The sequence below is a fragment of the Pseudomonas sp. NPDC089401 genome (assembly GCF_044749485.1).
GTDB lineage: Bacteria > Pseudomonadota > Gammaproteobacteria > Pseudomonadales > Pseudomonadaceae > Aquipseudomonas.
Window position 1 is genome coordinate 1 of record NZ_JBIVIA010000010.1, and the last position, 18,632, is coordinate 18,632.

General features: G+C 63.5%; 19 protein-coding genes. 12 read left to right on the forward strand and 7 right to left on the reverse strand.

The features are described 5' to 3' along the window. Nucleotides 1-280: 280 nt before the first annotated feature. On the reverse strand, nucleotides 281-1,060 hold the full coding sequence (yaaA, locus tag ACIP21_RS21280) for a peroxide stress protein YaaA (RefSeq protein WP_400691692.1): 780 nt from the start codon (nucleotides 1,058-1,060) through the stop codon (nucleotides 281-283). 135 nt (nucleotides 1,061-1,195) lie between these two features. Between yaaA and ACIP21_RS21285 the strand changes: the two genes are divergently transcribed. The 5 genes from ACIP21_RS21285 to moaE all read left to right on the forward strand — a co-directional run bounded on the left by ACIP21_RS21285 (nucleotide 1,196) and on the right by moaE (nucleotide 5,342). Next, nucleotides 1,196-2,323, forward strand: a complete 1,128-nt coding sequence (locus tag ACIP21_RS21285; RefSeq protein WP_400691695.1) for a polysaccharide deacetylase family protein — start codon at nucleotides 1,196-1,198, stop codon at nucleotides 2,321-2,323. A gap of 282 nt (nucleotides 2,324-2,605) precedes the next feature. Next, entirely contained in the window at nucleotides 2,606-4,000 is a 1,395-nt protein-coding gene (locus tag ACIP21_RS21290) for a PhoH family protein (protein WP_400691697.1), read from the forward strand. 177 nt (nucleotides 4,001-4,177) lie between these two features. Next, entirely contained in the window at nucleotides 4,178-4,648 is a 471-nt protein-coding gene (gene moaC / locus ACIP21_RS21295; RefSeq protein ID WP_400691700.1) for a cyclic pyranopterin monophosphate synthase MoaC, read from the forward strand. Beyond that, on the forward strand, nucleotides 4,648-4,893 hold the full coding sequence (gene moaD, locus ACIP21_RS21300) for a molybdopterin converting factor subunit 1 (protein ID WP_400692232.1): 246 nt from the start codon (nucleotides 4,648-4,650) through the stop codon (nucleotides 4,891-4,893). Before moaC ends, moaD begins: the two co-directional genes overlap by 1 nt. Nucleotides 4,894-4,895: 2 nt before the next feature. After that, nucleotides 4,896-5,342, forward strand: coding sequence for a molybdopterin synthase catalytic subunit MoaE (gene moaE / locus ACIP21_RS21305; RefSeq protein WP_060499776.1), 447 nt, complete (start codon nucleotides 4,896-4,898; stop codon nucleotides 5,340-5,342). 158 nt (nucleotides 5,343-5,500) lie between these two features. Here moaE and rhlB read toward each other — a convergent pair whose 3' ends face one another. Both rhlB and ACIP21_RS21315 read right to left on the reverse strand, forming a co-directional pair. Next, nucleotides 5,501-6,964: an ATP-dependent RNA helicase RhlB gene (gene rhlB / locus ACIP21_RS21310; RefSeq protein WP_400691703.1), complete on the reverse strand. Its 1,464-nt coding sequence runs from the start codon at nucleotides 6,962-6,964 to the stop codon at nucleotides 5,501-5,503. 101 nt (nucleotides 6,965-7,065) lie between these two features. Then, nucleotides 7,066-7,722: an alpha/beta hydrolase gene (locus ACIP21_RS21315; RefSeq protein ID WP_400691706.1), complete on the reverse strand. Its 657-nt coding sequence runs from the start codon at nucleotides 7,720-7,722 to the stop codon at nucleotides 7,066-7,068. Between the two features lie 331 nt (nucleotides 7,723-8,053). Here ACIP21_RS21315 and ACIP21_RS21320 point away from each other — a divergent pair, with 331 nt between their 5' ends. From ACIP21_RS21320 to ACIP21_RS21335, 4 genes are all read left to right on the forward strand, one after another. Beyond that, the gene (locus tag ACIP21_RS21320; RefSeq protein WP_400691709.1) at nucleotides 8,054-9,082 is read left to right on the forward strand and encodes an amino acid ABC transporter substrate-binding protein; all 1,029 of its coding nucleotides are present in this window, start codon (nucleotides 8,054-8,056) and stop codon (nucleotides 9,080-9,082) included. Nucleotides 9,083-9,148: 66 nt separating this feature from the next. Beyond that, complete coding sequence (locus tag ACIP21_RS21325) at nucleotides 9,149-10,327, forward strand: amino acid ABC transporter permease (RefSeq protein WP_400691711.1); 1,179 nt, start codon at nucleotides 9,149-9,151, stop codon at nucleotides 10,325-10,327. A gap of 10 nt (nucleotides 10,328-10,337) precedes the next feature. Next, nucleotides 10,338-11,435 (forward strand): amino acid ABC transporter permease, encoded by a 1,098-nt coding sequence (locus ACIP21_RS21330; protein ID WP_400691714.1) that lies wholly within the window; start codon nucleotides 10,338-10,340, stop codon nucleotides 11,433-11,435. A 10-nt stretch (nucleotides 11,436-11,445) separates the two neighbouring features. Next, nucleotides 11,446-12,210 carry an amino acid ABC transporter ATP-binding protein gene (locus tag ACIP21_RS21335; protein WP_054899237.1) on the forward strand — a complete coding sequence of 255 codons (765 nt, stop codon included), beginning with the start codon at nucleotides 11,446-11,448 and terminating at the stop codon, nucleotides 12,208-12,210. Between the two features lie 162 nt (nucleotides 12,211-12,372). Here ACIP21_RS21335 and algW read toward each other — a convergent pair whose 3' ends face one another. Next, nucleotides 12,373-13,533, reverse strand: a complete 1,161-nt coding sequence (gene algW, locus ACIP21_RS21340) for a Do family serine endopeptidase AlgW (protein WP_400691716.1) — start codon at nucleotides 13,531-13,533, stop codon at nucleotides 12,373-12,375. Nucleotides 13,534-13,691: 158 nt separating this feature from the next. On the opposite strand from algW, the gene ACIP21_RS21345 reads away from it, so the two are divergent. The 3 genes from ACIP21_RS21345 (at nucleotide 13,692) to cysN (ending at nucleotide 17,533) form a co-directional block, all read left to right on the forward strand. Continuing rightward, nucleotides 13,692-14,450 (forward strand): Nif3-like dinuclear metal center hexameric protein, encoded by a 759-nt coding sequence (locus tag ACIP21_RS21345; RefSeq protein WP_400691718.1) that lies wholly within the window; start codon nucleotides 13,692-13,694, stop codon nucleotides 14,448-14,450. Between the two features lie 248 nt (nucleotides 14,451-14,698). Continuing rightward, entirely contained in the window at nucleotides 14,699-15,616 is a 918-nt protein-coding gene (gene cysD / locus ACIP21_RS21350) for a sulfate adenylyltransferase subunit CysD (protein WP_009684445.1), read from the forward strand. A 15-nt stretch (nucleotides 15,617-15,631) separates the two neighbouring features. Beyond that, nucleotides 15,632-17,533 (forward strand): sulfate adenylyltransferase subunit CysN, encoded by a 1,902-nt coding sequence (gene cysN / locus ACIP21_RS21355; RefSeq protein WP_400691722.1) that lies wholly within the window; start codon nucleotides 15,632-15,634, stop codon nucleotides 17,531-17,533. Nucleotides 17,534-17,879: 346 nt separating this feature from the next. On the opposite strand, the gene ACIP21_RS21360 is transcribed toward cysN, so the two are convergent. From ACIP21_RS21360 to ACIP21_RS21370, 3 genes are read right to left on the reverse strand one after another with little or no spacing between them, the layout of a single operon-like run. Then, nucleotides 17,880-18,014 carry a hypothetical protein gene (locus tag ACIP21_RS21360; RefSeq protein ID WP_400691725.1) on the reverse strand — a complete coding sequence of 45 codons (135 nt, stop codon included), beginning with the start codon at nucleotides 18,012-18,014 and terminating at the stop codon, nucleotides 17,880-17,882. After that, nucleotides 18,011-18,274 carry a bacteriocin immunity protein gene (locus tag ACIP21_RS21365; protein ID WP_400691728.1) on the reverse strand — a complete coding sequence of 88 codons (264 nt, stop codon included), beginning with the start codon at nucleotides 18,272-18,274 and terminating at the stop codon, nucleotides 18,011-18,013. Before ACIP21_RS21365 ends, ACIP21_RS21360 begins: the two co-directional genes overlap by 4 nt. Further along, on the reverse strand, nucleotides 18,271-18,627 hold the full coding sequence (locus tag ACIP21_RS21370) for an S-type pyocin (RefSeq protein WP_400691730.1): 357 nt from the start codon (nucleotides 18,625-18,627) through the stop codon (nucleotides 18,271-18,273). Before ACIP21_RS21370 ends, ACIP21_RS21365 begins: the two co-directional genes overlap by 4 nt. Nucleotides 18,628-18,632: the final 5 nt, after the last annotated feature.

Consider the following 18,632-nt stretch of genomic DNA (forward strand, 5'->3'; position numbering starts at 1 on the left):
AGCACCTGTGGGAGCCACAGGTACTGTGCAAGCTTCAAGGCTTGTGAAGCACCTGTGGGAGCCACAGGTACTGTGCAAGCTTCAAGGCTTGTGAAGCACCTGTGGGAGCCACAGGTACTGTGCAAGCTTCAAGGCTTGTGAAACACCAGTGGGAGCCACAGGTACTGTGTAGTCTTCAAGACTTGTGAAACACCTGTGGGAGCCACAGGTGCTGTGCAAGCTTCAAGGCTTGTGAAACACCTGTGGGAGCGGGTTTACCCGCGAAAGGGCCGGGGCAGGCTTAATCGGCCGGGTGATCCCGCAGGAACACCAGGTGATCCGGCTTGGACTGCTCGGCGCTATAGTAATAGCCCTGGACGTCGAACCGCTTGAGCTGCTCGGGGTCGGCCACCCGTTCCTGGATCACGAACCGGCTCATCATGCCGCGGGCCTTCTTGGCGTAGAAGCTGATGATCTTGTACTGGCCGTTCTTCAGGTCCTTGAAGTCGACGTTGATCACCCGGCCCTTGAGGGCGCTGCGTTTCACCGCGCTGAAGTACTCGTTGCTGGCCAGGTTCAGCAGCAGGTCGTCGCCCTGGTCGGCCAGCGCCTGGTTCAGCCATTCGCTGATGCGGGTGCCCCAGAAGGCATACAGGTCCTTGCCGCGGGCGTTGGCCAGCTTGGTGCCCATTTCCAGGCGGTAGGGCTGCATCAGGTCGAGCGGGCGCAGCAGGCCGTACAGGCCCGAGAGCATGCGCAGGTGCTCCTGGGCGTAGCTGAAATCGTCCTCGCCAAGGGTTTCGGCGTCCAGGCCGGTGTATACGTCACCCTTGAACGCCAAAAGCGCCTGCTTGGCGTTGGTCGGGGTGAAATCCGGGGTCCAGCTGCCGAAGCGTGCGGCATTGAGGCCGGCAAGCTTGTCGGAGAGGTGCATCAGCTCGCTGATCTGCGCGGGCGACAGTTCGCGCAGCTGCAGGATCAGTTCCTGAGAGTCGTCCAGGTATTGCGGCAGGGTAAAGCGCTCGGTCACCGGCGGGGTGTCGTAGTCGAGGGTCTTGGCGGGGGAAATCACCGTCAGCATGGGTCGGCTCCTGGCATCGTTGGCGGCAATTCTACGGGGTGGGCGGAGCAAGTCCAAACTATGCCGACGATAGTCACAGACCATCGGCGGATCAGGCGCTATAGTGCGCGTTTGGCTGTCACGGAGAGACCGATCGTGCGTATTGCCGTTGCCTTGCTGGCCACCCTGCTGAGCCTGGCCGTCCAGGCTGCCCCCGTTCCGCCCGCCAGCCTGGACCGCAGCCTTTGGCCCGAGCAGCTGGACAGCCCGGCACTGTTCGACGTCGCCTCGCGGGCCGAGATCCTCTCGTTCGCCCGGGTCCTGCACGAGAGCGAGCTGCTCGACGACGCCACCCTGGCGGCGCGCCTGGGCCTGCGCCAGATCAACTTGCAGAAGATCCGCGCCGTGCGCGCGCAGATGTGGCAGCGGCTATGGCAGGGCTATCAGCAGGCCCAGCGCAGTTGCGAGCAGGATGCGTCGTTCTGCTACCTGGTCGACTCAATGGCAGATTTGCGCACCAAGGCTGCGACGTTCGCGACCGATGTCGGCACGTTCTATACCGGCTGGGTTGAGCCCAGTCATCAGTTCCATACCCGTTATCTGGATGAGCAACTGCGCAAGGCGGCACTGCTGCCGCAAACCAGCAGCGAGGTCGAGCGCCTGTCCAGCCGTGAGCGCAATGGCGATGAACTGAACGACCGCATGTTCCTGCTGACCTTCGTTGGCGGCCCTGGCCCGGATGGCGGTAGCACCGATACCCTGGCCGAATACCTGCGCAGCCAGAAGCTGCAGGGCACGTTCTTCATTTTGGGCAATCGCCTGCAGCAACGCCGGGACAGCGGCCCGGGCAATGCGCTGGGCCTGTTGTATGCCGGGCAGTGCGTGGGCATCCAGGGCTGGGAATACCGCTCGCATGCCCAGTGGCAGGGCTGGCAGGACTCGATCCGGCGGGCCCAGGCACGGGTCCAGGCCGACCTGCCGGAGCAGTACGTGCCGCTGTTCCGCCCACCTTATGGTCAGCGCCGCGCTGATGGCGAGGCGTTCATGGCCAGCCAGCAGCTGCGCGTGTCGCTGTGGGATATCGACGCCCAGGACGATGGCCCACTGACCGCCGAGGCTTCGGCCCAGCGCGTGGTGACCTTGATGCTGCTGTGGCGCAAGGGCGTGATCCAGTTCCACGACACCCTGCCCAATGCGCAGCCAGCGGTGGAGTGGTTGCTGCGCAGCACGGTGCAGAGCGGGATCGGTTGGGAAGACTGCCGCGATTACGCTTATCGCGAATAGAGGGTTTGATTTCTGACTGTAGTCCCGTCCAGCCTTGCCGCCAAGGCCTCTTCGTCATTCGGAAAAATAAACTTCAAAAACACGTAAAAATGCTTTTTCCGGTCATCGCTTTTGCGGTATGAAGAAACCAGACAGCCGATTCCTGCAGCACAGGTGGCGTCATCCAGCCCACCTTGCCAGGTACGCTTCCCGCCCGTAGCAACGCGGATACGGGAAGAACGGCAGTCACTCTGCGGCGCACTACAGAGCGCGCCGTGTGGCTTCGACATAAGGTGACCGAGTATGGATGACCAAGGACGCAACCCCTCCTCCAGCAAGCCAATCCTCTATGTGCTCGATACCAACGTCCTGATTCACGACCCCAACGCATTGCTCAACTTCGAGGAGCACCACGTCGCCATTCCGATGACGGTGCTGGAGGAACTCGACAAGCTCAAGACCGGCAAGCAGACCATCGCCGCCGAATGTCGCCAGGCCATCCGCCTGATCGACCAGACCCTCGGTGACGCCTCGCCCAGCGATGTCGAGCAGGGCGTGCCGATCCAGCGTGGCAAGAGCGGGCCCAAGGGCTACCTGTCGATCCTGATGTCGCCGCGCAACGAGCCCAGCAAGCTGCTGCCGGAAAACCTCAACGACAACATCATCATCAATACCCTGCTCGAAGTCCGCAGCCGGCGCGCCGACCTGGACGTGGTGCTGGTCACCAAGGACATCAACATGCGCCTCAAGGCGCGCGCCTGTGGCATCGCCGCCGAGGATTACAGCACCGACCAGCTGGTCGATGACGTGTCCTTGCTGTCCAAAGGCTACCACTCGGTCAGCGGCTCCTTCTGGGACCGGGTCAGCAAGGTCGATACCCGCCAGGAGCGTGGTCGTACCTGGCACCGGGTGCAGATGATCGACAACCTGCCGGCGGTGCACATAAACGAGTTCATCATCGATGAGCAGGGCTTCGTCGGCTGGATCAAGGGGATCCGCAACGACGAACTGCTGCTGCTCGACCTGCACCAGGAGCCGTTGCTGCACCAGGAAGCCTGGGGCCTGAAGCCGCGGGACATCCACCAGAGCCTGGCGCTGTTCGCCTTGCTCGACCCGGACATCCACCTGGTCAACCTGACCGGCGCCGCCGGTTCCGGCAAGACCATCCTGGCCCTGGCCGCCGCCATCGAGCAGACCATGGTCAGCAAGCGCTACCGCCGCATCATCGCCACCCGCAGCGTGCAGGGGCTGGACCAGGAGATCGGCTTCCTGCCGGGCACCGAAGCGGAGAAGATGGAACCCTGGCTGGGCGCGATCACCGACAACCTCGAAGCCCTGCACATGGATGACGAGAGCACCCACGGCAGCGTCGAGTACATCCTCGAACGCGTGCCGCTGCAGTTCAAGTCGCTGAACTACATCCGCGGGCGCAGCTTCCAGCAGAGCCTGATCCTGATCGACGAGTGCCAGAACCTCACCCCGCACCAGATGAAGACCATCATCACCCGCGCCGGCTCCGGCTCCAAGGTGGTGTGCCTGGGCAACCTGGCGCAGATCGACACGCCTTACCTGTCCGCGACCAGCTCGGGCCTGACCTACCTGACCGAGCGCTTCAAGGACTTCCCCCATGGCGTGCACATCACCCTGCAGGGTGTGCCACGCTCGGTGCTGGCCGAGTACGCCGAGTCGCATCTGTAACTCCACCGGCCCTTTCGCGGGTAAACCCGCTCCCACAGGCTCTCCATTTGATCTGATGCAGTGGAGACCTTGTGGGAGCGGGTTCACCCGCGAATGGGCCGATCCTGCCGGCACATTCCTCTGCTCAAAGATGACCCACGGGTTTACACTGCGGGTTCCCTCCACAGGAGCAGAGCAGTGCTGACACATCTAGATTCCCAGGGTCGCGCCAACATGGTCGACGTCACCGAAAAGGCCGTCACCGAGCGCGAGGCCGTGGCCGAGGCGCGGGTGCGCATGTTGCCGCAGACCTTGCAGATGATCGTCGACGGCGAGCATCCCAAGGGCGATGTGTTCGCCGTGGCGCGCATCGCCGGCATCCAGGCGGCGAAGAAGACCAGCGACCTGATCCCGCTGTGTCACCCGCTGATGCTGACCAGCGTCAAGGTCGAGCTGAGCGCCGAAGGCCAGGATGCGGTGCGCATCGTCGCCCGCTGCAAGCTGGCCGGGCAGACTGGCGTCGAGATGGAAGCCCTGACCGCCGCCAGCGTCGCCGCGCTGACGATCTACGACATGTGCAAGGCGGTGGACAAGGGCATGGTCATCGAGCAGGTGCGCCTGCTGGAGAAAGTCGGCGGCAAGAGCGGCCACTACAAGGCGGAGGCGTGATGAAGGTCAAGGTGATGTACTTCGCCCGTTACCGCGAGTTGCTGGGCGTCGATGCCGAGCGCCTGGAGGGCGATTTCAATGTGCTCGACGATGTGCGCCAGGCCCTGGTGGCCAAGGGCGGGCAGTACGCCGTGCTGGCCGAGCAGAACCTGATGTGCGCGCGCAACGAAGAGCTGTGCCGGCTCGACGAACCGCTGCAGGACGGCGATGAGGTGGCGTTCTTCCCACCGGTGACCGGAGGCTGAACATGGCGGTGCGAGTGCAGGAAGGCGCGTTCGACCCGGGCGCCGAGGTCAATGCCATGCATGCGGCCAATGTCGGCGTGGGCGCGGTGGTCGGCTTCGTCGGCTATGTGCGGGATTTCAATGATGGGCGGGAAGTGGCGGGGATGTTTCTCGAGCATTACCCGGGCATGACCGAGAAGGCCCTGGCCAAGATCGTGGTCGAGGCCGAGCAGCGCTGGCCGTTGCTCAAGGTGGAGGTGTTGCACCGCATCGGTGCGCTGGAGCCGGGCGAGCCGATCGTGTTCGTCGGCGTGGCCAGTGCCCATCGGCAGGCGGCGTTCGATGCCTGCAACTTCATCATGGACTACCTGAAGACCCGGGCGCCGTTCTGGAAGAAGGAGAATACCCAGGAAGGGCCGCGCTGGGTGGAAGGCAAGCAGAGTGACCAGGATGCCGCCGGGCGCTGGTGAGGCAGGCACAGATCGCTTTGTAGGAGCGGCCTTGTGTCGCGAAAGGGCCGCGAAGCGGCCCCGGGATTTCAGCATGAATGCAGATATTGCTGGGGCCGCTTCGCGGCCCTTTCGCGACACAAGGCCGCTCCTACAAGGGCGAGGCTAGTGCTGACAAATCAGTGGTGCTTGCGCGGTACCGGCTTGAGCAGCTCATCCGGCGGCATCTCGCACTTGATCTTGCGCCCCAGCAGCTCTTCGATCGCCGGCAGCTGGTAGGAGTCATCCTCGCCGGCAAAGCTGATCGACACGCCATCGGCACCCGCACGCCCGGTGCGGCCGATACGGTGCACGTAATCGTCCGGGTCTTCGGGCAGGGTGAAGTTGATCACGTGGCTGATGCCATCGATGTGGATGCCTCGGCCTGCCACGTCGGTGGCCACCAACACGCAGATACGCCCTTCGCGGAAGTTCTCCAGGGTACGGATGCGCTTGTGCTGCGGCACGTCACCGGACAACTGCGCGGCATTGATACCGTCGCGCACGAGCTTTTCCTCGATGCGCCGCACTTCGTCCTTGCGGTTGGCGAACACCATCACCCGTTCCCACTTGTTCTGCGTCACCAGGTTGTACAGCAGCTTGTACTTGTCGCTGCCGGCCACCGCGTAGACGTGCTGCTCGACGGTCTCGCTGGCGACGTTCTCCGGTTCGATCTCGACGATCGCCGGGTTGGTGGTCCACTGCTTGGCCAGGTTCATCACGTCGTCGGTGAAGGTGGCGGAGAACAGCAGGGTCTGGCGTTCGCTCTTCGGCGGAGTCTGGCGGATGATCTGCCGCACCTGGGGGATGAAGCCCATGTCGAGCATGCGGTCGGCCTCGTCCAGCACCATCACCTCGACCATGTCCAGGTGCACCTCGCCGCGCTGGTTGAAGTCCAGCAGGCGGCCCGGCGTCGCCACCAGGATGTCGCAGTGGCGCGCTTCCAGGGCCTTGAGCTGCTTGTCGAAGTCCATGCCGCCGACGAAGCTCATGACGTTCAGGCCGGTGTACTTGGTCAGGGCGACGGCGTCCTTGGCGATCTGCACCACCAGCTCGCGGGTCGGCGCGATGATCAGCGCGCGTGGTTCGCCCATGTAGCGTTCCTTGGGCGGTGGCGTCTGCTGCAGCTGGGAAATGATCGAGATCAGGAACGCGGCGGTCTTGCCGGTACCGGTCTGGGCCCGGCCGATGGCGTCCTGGCCGCGCAGGGTGAAGCCCAGCACCTGGGCCTGGATCGGCGTGCAGTAGGGGAAGCCGAGGTCGTGGATGGCATGCATCAGCTCGTTGGAGAGCTTGAAGTCGTGGAAGCGGGTCTTGCCTTCCTGGGGTTCGACCACGAAGTCTTCCGGCTTCCACAGGCTGGCCTGGGGCCTTGGCTTGCGCTCCCGGCGTGGCTTGTCCTTGGCCGGCTTGTCGGCTTTGGCCTGTTCGGCGACCGGCGCCTCGGCCTTGGCGGCAGGTTTGGCGCGAGGTTCGACGGGTTTGGGCTCGGGCGTGGCCTCGAGCAGGGGCGCGGGCGCCGCTGGCGTCACGCTGGCAGCAGGAGCGACGGCCTGTGGCGCGGCGTCTCCCTTGCCGAATATTTTCTTGAGTGCCTTGAGCACGATCGTCTCATCAACTGGTTAAGGAATGTACGCCGGGCAGTGTAATGCAAGAACCGGGCGCGGCGTAGTGGAAAGCGCCCGGCGCTACAGGCCGGGCCTGGTTATTGCAGTTGCTGGCTCAGCCAGGCATGGATGTCGGCCAGCTCCTCGACCACCACTTCGTGCTCCATCGGATACTCGTGCCAGCGCGCGGCCACGCCCCAGGTATTCAGGTATTCGAAGGCGGTACGGCCCATGGACGGGATCACCACCGGGTCGTGCACGCCATGCAGGCACAGGGCCGGGGTGCGCTGCTGGCAGGCGCTGAGCTGGTGGCTGTCGCTGAAGGTCGGGGCGTAGGTGGACAGGGCGATCACCCCGCCAAGCGCTTCCTGCCACTTGACGTAGGCGGTGTGCAGCACCACGGCGCCGCCCTGGGAGAAGCCGGCGAGGACGATCCGCGACAGGCTGATGCCCTTGGCCTGCTCGTCCTTGATCAGGCCGATGATCTGCTCGGCCGACGCCTCCAGCTGCGCCTCGTCGATGGCCCGGGCCGGGGTCATGGCCTTGATGTCGTACCAGCTGGGCATGGCGTAGCCGCCATTGATGGTCACCGGGCGGGTCGGCGCCTGGGGCATGACGAAGCGGGTGCTGAGCAGGCGTTCCTGCATGAATTCGGCCACAGGTAGGAAGTCGTAACGGTCGGCGCCCAGGCCGTGCAACCAGATCACACAGGCGTCTGCGGTTTTCTGTGGTTCGAGAATCAGCGGGTTGGTCATGACTGCTCCGAAAGTGTGCGTGCCTATATAAGGAGTGCGTGAAAAGAAGGCGGGGGACTTGATTGTCAGAAAAAGAATGTCGCAACGATACAACTTTTACTACTTGACGAATGCTTAAACGCTACAGCCAACAATTGTGGTACGCGCTTTGCTATTCAACCTTGGATGCAAGGGGCGAGCCGTCACGGTAACACCCCTTGCACGCGAAGGCTGTCACAGAACAGCCCATTGCGCCAATTGACCCAATAACAAGCCAACAAGGGTCGGATGCGCCTCATAAGGGTGCGGTGCAATTCCGGCTCGAACAACAAGAGCGATTTGGAGGTTGTAGATGAAGATGTTGAAAACCACCCTGGCAGTCCTGACCGCTGCCGCCGCGCTGGGCGCCGTGAGCACCGCCCAGGCCGGCGCCACTCTCGATGCGGTGAAGAAGAAGGGCTTCGTCCAGTGTGGCGTGAGCGACGGTCTTCCGGGCTTCTCGGTACCTGATGCGCAGGGCAAGATCGTCGGTATCGACGCCGACGTCTGCCGCGCCGTGGCCGCCGCCGTGTTCGGCGACGCGACCAAGGTCAAGTTCAGCCAGCTCAACGCCAAGGAGCGCTTCACCGCGCTGCAATCGGGCGAAGTCGACGTGCTGTCGCGCAACACCACCTGGACCAGCTCGCGCGATGCCGGCATGGGCCTGGTGTTCGCCGGTGTCACCTACTATGACGGCGTCGGCTTCCTGGTCAACAAGAAGCTCGGTGTTTCCAGTGCCAAGGAACTCGATGGCGCGACCATCTGCATCCAGGCCGGTACCACCACCGAGCTGAACGTCTCGGACTTCTTCCGTGCCAACAATCTGAAGTACACCCCGATCACCTTCGACACCTCCGACGAGAGCGCCAAGTCGCTGGAATCCGGCCGTTGCGACGTGCTGACCTCGGACAAGTCGCAGCTGTTCGCCCAGCGTTCCAAGCTGGCTGCACCCACCGAGTACGTGGTGCTGCCGGAAACCATCTCCAAGGAGCCCCTGGGCCCGGTCGTGCGCAAGGGCGACGAAGAGTGGTTCAGCATCGTCAAGTGGACGTTGTTCGCCATGCTCAACGCCGAAGAGGCTGGCGTCACCTCGAAGAACGTCGAGGCCGAGGCCAAGGCCACCAAGAACCCGGACGTCGCCCGCCTGCTGGGCGGCGACGGCGAGTACGGCAAGGACCTCAAGCTGCCCAAGGACTGGGTCGTGCAGATCGTCAAGCAAGTCGGCAACTACGGTGAAGTGTTCGAGAAGAACCTTGGCCAGAGCACCGACCTGAAGATCGACCGCGGCCTGAACGCCCTGTGGAACAACGGCGGCATCCAGTACGCGCCACCGGTGCGCTGACGGTTGCCCCTGCGGCGGCATCCCGCCGCCGCAGGTTGTTCGAATCCCTACTGTCCGGGGCACTTCATGCAAAATCAAATCGGCGCACGAAAGGGCTTGTCCCTGAGCGATCCACGCGTGCGTGCGTGGCTGTTCCAGATCCTCACGATAGTCTTCGTGGTGGGCCTGGGCTGGTACCTGTTCCACAACACGCAAACCAACCTGCAACACCGGGGCATCACCTCGGGCTTCGACTTCCTCGAGCGCAGTGCCGGCTTCGGCATCGCCCAGCACCTGATCCCCTACGTGGAATCCGACAGCTATGCGCGGGTGTTCGTCATCGGCCTGCTCAATACCCTGCTGGTGACCTTCATCGGCGTCATCCTGGCGACCATCCTGGGCTTCGTCATCGGCGTGGCGCGGCTGTCGCCGAACTGGATGATCAGCAAGCTGGCGACCGTGTATGTGGAGACCTTCCGCAACATCCCGCCGCTGCTGCAGATCCTGTTCTGGTACTTCGCGGTGTTCCTGACCCTGCCGGGGCCACGGGGCAGCATCAATATCGACGACACCTTCTTCATCAGCAACCGCGGCCTGAACATGCCCGGCGCCTCGATGGCCGACGGCTTCTGGCCGTTCGTCGTGGCATTGGTGCTGGCGCTGGCGGCGATCGTGGCGATGGTGCGTTACGCCAACCGGCGCTTCAACGAGACCGGTGAGCCGTTTCACAAGTTCTGGGTGGGGCTGGCGCTGCTGATCGTCATTCCGGGCGCCTGCGTGCTGCTGTTCGGCAGCCCGGTGCACTGGGAAGTGCCGCAGCTCAAGGGCTTCAACTTCGTCGGCGGCTGGGTGCTGATCCCTGAACTGCTGGCGCTGACCCTGGCCCTGACCATCTACACGGCGGCGTTCATCGCCGAAATCGTGCGTTCCGGCATCCGTTCGGTCAGCCATGGCCAGACCGAGGCGGCCCGTTCGCTGGGCCTGCGCGAGGGCCCGACCCTGCGCAAGGTGATCATCCCCCAGGCACTGCGGGTGATCATTCCGCCGCTGACCAGCCAGTACCTGAACCTGGCGAAGAACTCGTCCCTGGCGGCCGGTATCGGCTACCCGGAGATGGTTTCGCTGTTCGCCGGTACCGTGCTCAACCAGACCGGCCAGGCCATCGAGGTGATCGCCATCACCATGAGTGTCTATCTCGCCATCAGCATCAGCATTTCGCTGCTGATGAACTGGTACAACAAGCGCATCGCGCTGATCGAGCGATGAGGATACGCCCGTGAATGCCCATGTTTTCAAACCTGACATGCCGCCACCGGTGAAAACCGTCGGCGTGCTCGCATGGATGCGCGCAAACCTGTTCTCCAGCTGGATCAACACCCTGCTGACCCTGTTCGCCGTGTACCTGGTGTGGCTGATCGTGCCGCCACTGCTGCACTGGGCGTTGATCGACGCCAACTGGGTCGGCACCACCCGCGCCGACTGCACCAAGGAGGGCGCCTGCTGGGTGTTCGTCAAGCAGCGCTTCGGCCAGTTCATGTACGGCTATTACCCGGCCGAACTGCGCTGGCGGGTCGACCTCAGCGTGTGGCTGGCGGTGATCGGTGCCGCGCCGCTGTTCATCAAGCGCTTCCCGCGCAAGGCGATCTACGGCCTGGGCTTCCTGGTGCTGTACCCGGTGCTGGCCTACACCTTGCTGCACGGCGGCGTGCTCGGCCTGAGCAACGTCGCCACCAGCCAGTGGGGCGGGCTGATGCTGACCCTGGTGATCGCCACCGTGGGCATCGTCGGTGCCTTGCCGCTGGGCATCCTGCTGGCCCTGGGCCGGCGTTCGCGGATGCCGGCGGTGAAGGTGGTGTGCGTGACCTTCATCGAGTTCTGGCGTGGCGTGCCGCTGATCACCGTGCTGTTCATGTCGTCGGTGATGCTGCCGTTGTTCCTGCCCGAGGGCATGAGCTTCGACAAGCTGCTGCGGGCGATGATCGGGGTGATCCTGTTCCAGTCGGCGTACATCGCCGAGGTGGTGCGCGGCGGCCTGCAGGCCATCCCCAAGGGCCAGTACGAAGCCGCCGCGGCCATGGGCCTGGGCTACTGGCGCTCGATGGGCCTGGTGATCCTGCCGCAGGCGCTCAAGCTGGTGATCCCCGGCATCGTCAACACCTTCATCGCCCTGTTCAAGGACACCAGCCTGGTGATCATCATCGGCCTGTTCGACCTGCTCAACAGCGTCAAGCAAGCCGCCGCCGACCCGGCGTGGCTGGGCATGGCCACCGAGGGCTACGTGTTCGCCGCCCTGGTGTTCTGGATTTTCTGTTTCGGTATGTCCCGCTACTCCATGCACCTGGAGCGCAAGCTGGACACTGGCCACAAGCGTTAGGAGTTTCGAAATGAGTGAAGCGATCAAGCAGCCTGCCGGCCCCGAAGGCATCATCCAGATGCAGGGCGTGAACAAGTGGTACGGCCAGTTCCATGTGCTCAAGGACATCAACCTGAACGTGCGCCAGGGCGAGCGGATCGTCCTGTGCGGGCCTTCGGGCTCGGGCAAGTCGACCACCATCCGCTGCCTCAACCGCCTGGAAGAGCACCAGCAGGGGCGCATCGTGGTCGATGGTGTGGAGCTGACCAACGACCTCAAGCAGATCGAGGCGATCCGCCGCGAGGTGGGCATGGTGTTCCAGCACTTCAACCTGTTCCCGCACCTGACCATCCTCGAGAACTGCACCCTGGCGCCGATGTGGGTGCGCAAGATGCCCCGGCGCAAGGCCGAGGAAATCGCCATGCATTACCTGGAGCGCGTGCGCATTCCGGAGCAGGCGCACAAGTTCCCGGGGCAGTTGTCCGGTGGCCAGCAGCAGCGCGTGGCGATTGCCCGGGCGCTGTGCATGAAGCCGAAGATCATGCTGTTCGACGAACCGACCTCGGCGCTGGACCCGGAAATGGTCAAGGAAGTGCTCGACACCATGGTCGGGCTGGCCGAAGACGGCATGACCATGCTCTGCGTGACCCACGAAATGGGCTTTGCTCGTACCGTGGCGAACCGGGTGATCTTCATGGACAAGGGGGAGATCGTCGAGCAGGCGGCGCCGGATGACTTCTTCGATCGGCCGCGCAGTGACCGGACCAAGCTGTTCCTTAGCCAGATTCTGCATTGATGCAAGCGTCTGTGGCTGGCGCGGTCCTTGTAGGAGCGGCCTTGTGTCGCGAAAGGGCCGCATGGCGGCCCCGGGATTTCAGCTTCGCCGCATAGATTGTCGGGGCCGCTTCGCGGCCCTTTCGCGACACGAGGCCGCTCCTACGAGCAGCCCAGTGATGCGTTACTTCTCTTCCGGGTTGGCCGCCGGCGCTGGCGGCGGCCGCAGCCCCACCTCGGCGATCAGCTTCAGCTGCTGACCATTGCGCATCACCTCGATGGTGATCTTGTCGGTCGGCTTGATCCGAGCCACCTGGTTCATCGATTTGCGCCCGTCACCAGCCGGTTCGCCATTGATGCTCAATATCACGTCCCCCAACTGCAACCCGGCCTTCTGCGCCGGGCCGTCGCGGAAGATACCTGCCACCACGATGCCCGGGCGGCCTTGCATGCCGAACGATTCGGCCAGTTCCTGGCTCAGCGGCTGCACCTCGATGCCCAGCCAGCCACGGATCACCTGGCCATGTTCGACGATCGACTTCATCACCTCCAGCGCCAGCTTGATCGGGATGGCGAAGCCGATGCCCTGGGAACCGCCGGACTTGGAGAAGATCGCCGTGTTGATGCCCACCAGGTTGCCGTTGGCATCGACCAGTGCACCGCCGGAGTTGCCCGGGTTGATCGCCGCGTCGGTCTGGATGAAGTCTTCGTAGTTGTTCAGGCCCAGCTGGTTGCGGCCGGTGGCGCTGATGATGCCCATGGTCACGGTCTGGCCGACGCCGAACGGGTTGCCGATGGCCAGCACCACATCGCCGATGTGGATGCTGTCGGAGCGGCCGATGGTCATCGCCGGCAGGTTCTTCAGGTCGATCTTCAGCACCGCCAGGTCGGTTTCCGGGTCGCTGCCGATCACCCGCGCCAGGGTCTCGCGGCCGTCCTTGAGGGCCACCACGATCTGGTCGGCGCCGCTGGTGACGTGGTTGTTGGTCAGCAGGTAGCCCTCGGGGCTCATGATCACCGCCGAACCCAGGCTCGACTCCCAGCGCCGCTGCTTGGGCAGGTTGTCGCCGAAGAAACGGCGGAACTGCGGGTCTTCGAACAGTGGGTGCGAGCTCTTGTTCACCACCTTGGTGGTGTACAGGTTGACCACCGCCGGGGCGGCCAGGGTCACGGCGTCGGCGTAGGACACCGGGCCCTGCATGATCCGCGAGGTCTGCGGGGCTTGCTGCAGGTTGACGTCCTGGCTGGGCAGGCCGACCCATTCCGGGAAGCGCTGGATGATCAGCATGGCGATCAGTACGCCGGTGAGCAGGGGCCAGCCAAAGTAACGCAACGCCTTGAACATGAACGAATCCTGGAAAAGAGCAGGGGCCAGCGGCCGCGCAGTGGGGCATGAGCGCGCGCGATCATACACCGGTTCCCCCGATGCCGGCGACGGCCCATAATGGCCGGCATTATACGGGCGTTGCGCCTGAGTAAAGCGCAGATTTGAAGGAGATTTCCATGGCCGTCGCTCTCAACACCCTGGTCGAGGAAGCCGAACGCTACCTGGGCAGCGCGAAGATCCACGATTATTGCCCCAACGGCCTGCAGGTCGAGGGCCGGCCGCAGGTCAGCCGCATCGTCAGCGGCGTCACCGCCAGCCAGGCGCTGCTGGACGCCGCGGTCGAGGCCGGAGCCGACCTCATCCTGGTGCACCATGGGTACTTCTGGAAGGGCGAGAACCCCTGCGTCACCGGTATCCGCCAACGTCGCCTGAAGACCTTGCTGAAAAACGACATCAGCCTGCTGGCGTTCCACCTGCCGCTGGATGTGCACCCGGAGGTCGGCAACAACGTGCAGCTGGCGCGGCAACTGGACATCACCGTCGAAGGCCCGCTGGACCCTGAAAACCCCAAGGTGGTCGGTTTGGTGGGGTCGCTGGCGGAGCCTGTGACCGCGCGTGATTTCGCCCGGCGGGTGCAGGAGGTGCTGGGGCGCGAACCGTTGCTGGTCGAAGGCGAGCAGATGATTCGCCGGGTCGGCTGGTGCACCGGGGGCGGGCAGGGCTACATCGATACGGCGATTGCTGCCGGGGTGGACCTGTACCTCACCGGGGAGGCGTCGGAGCAGACCTATCACAGTGCGCGGGAGAACGGGGTCAGCTTCATTGCCGCCGGGCACCATGCCACCGAGCGGTATGGCGTACAGGCACTGGGGGATTACCTGGCGCGACGGTTTGCCCTGGAGCACCTGTTCATCGACTGCCCGAATCCCATCTGAGAGCGACGTCGCCTGCTTCGCGGGTGAACCCGCTCCCACAGGGACCGCGCAGACTTCAGGCCTGTGGTGATCCTGTAGGAGCGGGTTTACCCGCGAAAGGGCCGGGCCTGCCAAACCCAAACCCCCAGTCATATCGTTAGACTTTTTCGATCTAGCCCGCCGCCTAAATAGAATCAGCCGCTGTGATAAAGTGGCTCGCTCGAACACGGCCCGCTGGCCGTCCATAAGATCGTTTTTCGTGAGTAGCCATGGTCGACAAACTGACGCACTTGAAACAGCTGGAGGCGGAAAGCATCCACATCATCCGCGAGGTGGCCGCCGAGTTCGACAACCCGGTGATGCTGTACTCGATCGGCAAGGATTCCGCCGTGATGCTGCACCTGGCGCGCAAGGCCTTCTTCCCGGGCAAGCTGCCGTTCCCGGTGATGCACGTCGACACCCAGTGGAAATTCCAGGAGATGTACCGCTTCCGCGACAAGATGGTCGAGGAAATGGGCCTGGAGCTGATCACCCACGTCAACCCGGAAGGTGTGGCGCAGGGCATCAACCCGTTCACCCATGGCAGCTCCAAGCACACCGACATCATGAAGACCCAGGGCCTCAAGCAGGCGCTGGACAAGCATGGTTTCGACGCCGCCTTCGGTGGCGCGCGCCGCGACGAAGAGAAGTCGCGGGCCAAGGAGCGTGTCTACTCGTTCCGTGACAGCAAGCACCGCTGGGACCCGAAGAACCAGCGCCCGGAGCTGTGGAACGTGTACAACGGCAAGGTCAACAAGGGCGAGTCGATCCGCGTCTTCCCGCTGTCGAACTGGACCGAGCTGGACATCTGGCAGTACATCTACCTCGAAGGCATCCCGATCGTGCCGCTGTACTTCGCCGCCGAGCGTGAAGTCATCGAGAAGAACGGCACCCTGATCATGATCGACGACGAGCGCATCCTCGAGCACCTCTCCGAGGAAGAGAAGGCGCGCATCGTCAAGAAGAAGGTGCGTTTCCGTACCCTCGGCTGCTACCCGTTGACGGGCGCTGTCGAGTCGGAAGCCGAGACCCTGACGGACATCATTCAGGAAATGCTCCTGACCCGTACGTCCGAACGCCAGGGCCGTGTCATCGACCACGATGGCGCCGGTTCCATGGAAGACAAGAAACGCCAAGGCTACTTCTAATTTCAGGGTTACTCCATGTCGCACCAATCTGATCTGATCAGCGAGGACATCCTCGCCTACCTGGCCCAGCACGAGCGCAAGGAACTGCTGCGCTTCCTGACCTGCGGCAACGTCGACGATGGCAAGAGCACCCTGATCGGGCGCCTGCTGCACGACTCGAAGATGATCTACGAGGACCACCTCGAGGCCATCACCCGCGATTCGAAGAAGGTCGGCACCACCGGCGAAGAAATCGACCTGGCGCTGCTGGTCGACGGCCTGCAGGCCGAGCGCGAGCAGGGCATCACCATCGATGTCGCCTACCGCTACTTCTCCACCGCCAAGCGCAAGTTCATCATCGCCGACACCCCGGGCCACGAGCAGTACACCCGCAACATGGCCACCGGCGCATCCACCTGCGACCTGGCGATCATCCTGGTCGATGCCCGCTACGGCGTGCAGACCCAGACCCGTCGCCACAGCTACATTGCCTCCCTGCTGGGCATCAAGCACATCGTGGTCGCGGTCAACAAGATGGACCTCAAGGGCTTCGACCAAGGCGTGTTCGAGTCGATCAAGGCCGACTACCTGAAGTTCGCCGACGCCATCGACCTGAAGCCGAGCAGCCTGCACTTCGTACCGATGTCGGCGCTCAAGGGCGACAACGTGGTCAACCACAGCGAGCAATCGCCGTGGTACGCCGGCCCGACGCTGATGGAAATCCTCGAGACCGTCGAGGTTTCCGCCGACCGCAACTTCACCGACCTGCGCTTCCCGGTGCAGTACGTCAACCGTCCGAACCTGAACTTCCGCGGCTTCGCCGGCACCCTCGCCAGCGGCGTGGTGCACAAGGGTGACGAAGTCGTCGTGCTGCCGTCGGGCAAGAGCAGCCGGGTCAAGTCCATCGTCACCTACGAAGGTGAACTGGAAAACGCCGGCCCAGGCCAGGCCGTGACCCTGACCATGGAAGACGAGATCGACATCTCCCGTGGCGACCTGCTGGTGCACGCCGACAACGTCCCGCCGGTAACCGACCAGTTCGACGCCATGCTGGTGTGGATGGCCGAGGAGCCGATGCTCCCGGGCAAGAAATACGACATCAAGCGCGCCACCAGCTACGTGCCGGGCTCGATTGCCAGCATCACCCACAAGGTCGATGTGAATACCCTGGAGCAGGGCGCCGCCAGCGCGCTGCAACTGAACGAGATCGGTCGCGTCAAGGTCGCCCTGGACACCCCGATCGCCCTCGACGGTTACGACAGCAACCGCACCACGGGCGCGTTCATCGTCATCGACCGCCTGACCAACGGCACCGTCGGTGCCGGCATGATCATCGCCCCGCCAGTGCTGCCGCACGGCGGCACCGGCCAGCACGGCAAGCAGGCCCATGTGGCCACCGAAGAGCGCGCCCTGCGCTTCGGTCAGCAGCCGGCCACCGTGCTGTTCAGCGGCCTGTCCGGCGCTGGCAAGAGCACCCTGGCCTATGCCGTGGAACGCAAGCTGTTCGACATGGGCCGTGCGGTGTACGTGCTCGATGGCCAGAACCTGCGCCACGACCTGAACAAGGGCCTGCCACAGGACCGCGCCGGCCGCACCGAGAACTGGCGCCGCGCCGCCCATGTGGCGCGCCAGTTCAACGAAGCCGGCCTGCTGACCCTGGCAGCGTTCGTCGCCCCGGATGCCGAAGGCCGCGAACAGGCCAAGGCGCTGATCGGCAAGGACCGCCTGGTGACCGTGTACGTCCAGGCTTCGCCGCTGGCCTGCCGCGAGCGTGATCCGCAGGGCCTGTACGCTGCCGGTGGCGACAACATCCCGGGCGAAAGCTTCCCGTTCGATGTGCCGCTGGATGCTGACCTGGTGATCGATACCCAGAGCAGCAGCGTTGAAGAAGGCGTGAAGCAGGTGCTGGATGTGCTGCGTCAGCGTGGCGCGATCTAAGCGCTGGTGCTGAATGAGAAACCCCGCTTCGGCGGGGTTTTTTGTTTGTGTGTATCGCCTGGCTGCGTTTCTGGGCAGTAGGGTGTTCGCCGCAGCGCTTTTGGCGCCTGAGAGATCGAGCGCCGCCCGCGCGACGCATCGCGAGCAAGGCTCGCTCCTACGTGTTCTGAAAATTTTCGCAATATGTCGTCATACAAACAAGGCGGTCGCGCGCGCTTGTCACATACGTTACTGGCCCGAAACAGACGTAGGAGCGAGCCTTGCTCGCGATGCGCCGCGCGGGCGGCGCTCGGTTTACGCGCAACTACCACTCCCAAGTCAAGCACTAAGCTGCAGCTACATTGATTTAGCGCACGCAACCTTGTTTGAAGGGGTCCATATCGCAGGCGAATTTCAGGTCCTGTTGATTGGGATGCAGCAAGAAATTGCCGTTGGTGCAACCTGCGAGAAGCAGCATCAATAACCATACAGTCTTTTTCATTGCACATCCTTGAACTGCGAAAGCCCCTTTGATTTGCGCCAGGCGATGATACGTGCGATCACGCCCATGGCACAGCCTTCCCGTTCGTTTGCCGGGTAGTAGAGCAGGTCTGAGCCTTCTGGGTGCTCGGTGATGTCGATAAAGTGTTCAAGCAGTCGATCCTGCCAGGCCGGGGTGCCTGTGGCCTGGAGCAGTTCTTCGACTACTGGTCTGAACTCGGCGCAGGTGTAATCGGCGAGGCTGTGCTTTTGGCTGATCACCACTCTACCTCCGAAGACAGTGCATATTGCAGGGCACTCATGATCCGCAGGTTCTTGGCATCGTACATCGCCCCGCCAAAGGCGGGCGAGTCGAGGTGGCAGATCTGGTAGTCACGCACGCCTTTTGCGGTTTCGCCGAAGGGGGCACGCGGCGCCCAGCCTTGTTTGATGCGGTTGAGTTGCGAGGTTACGAACTGACGGGAGTAGACAGGGTCCTCGGCGACGGCCAGCCAGAAGGCCTGGGAGAAATCGTCGAAATTGGCGAAGGTCTGTTCTGCCAGTTTATTTGTGATGTGTTCGGGGAGGGGAATGGCCAAGTCAGCGTTTCTCTCTTGAAGTATTGCTGGGATCATGGCTG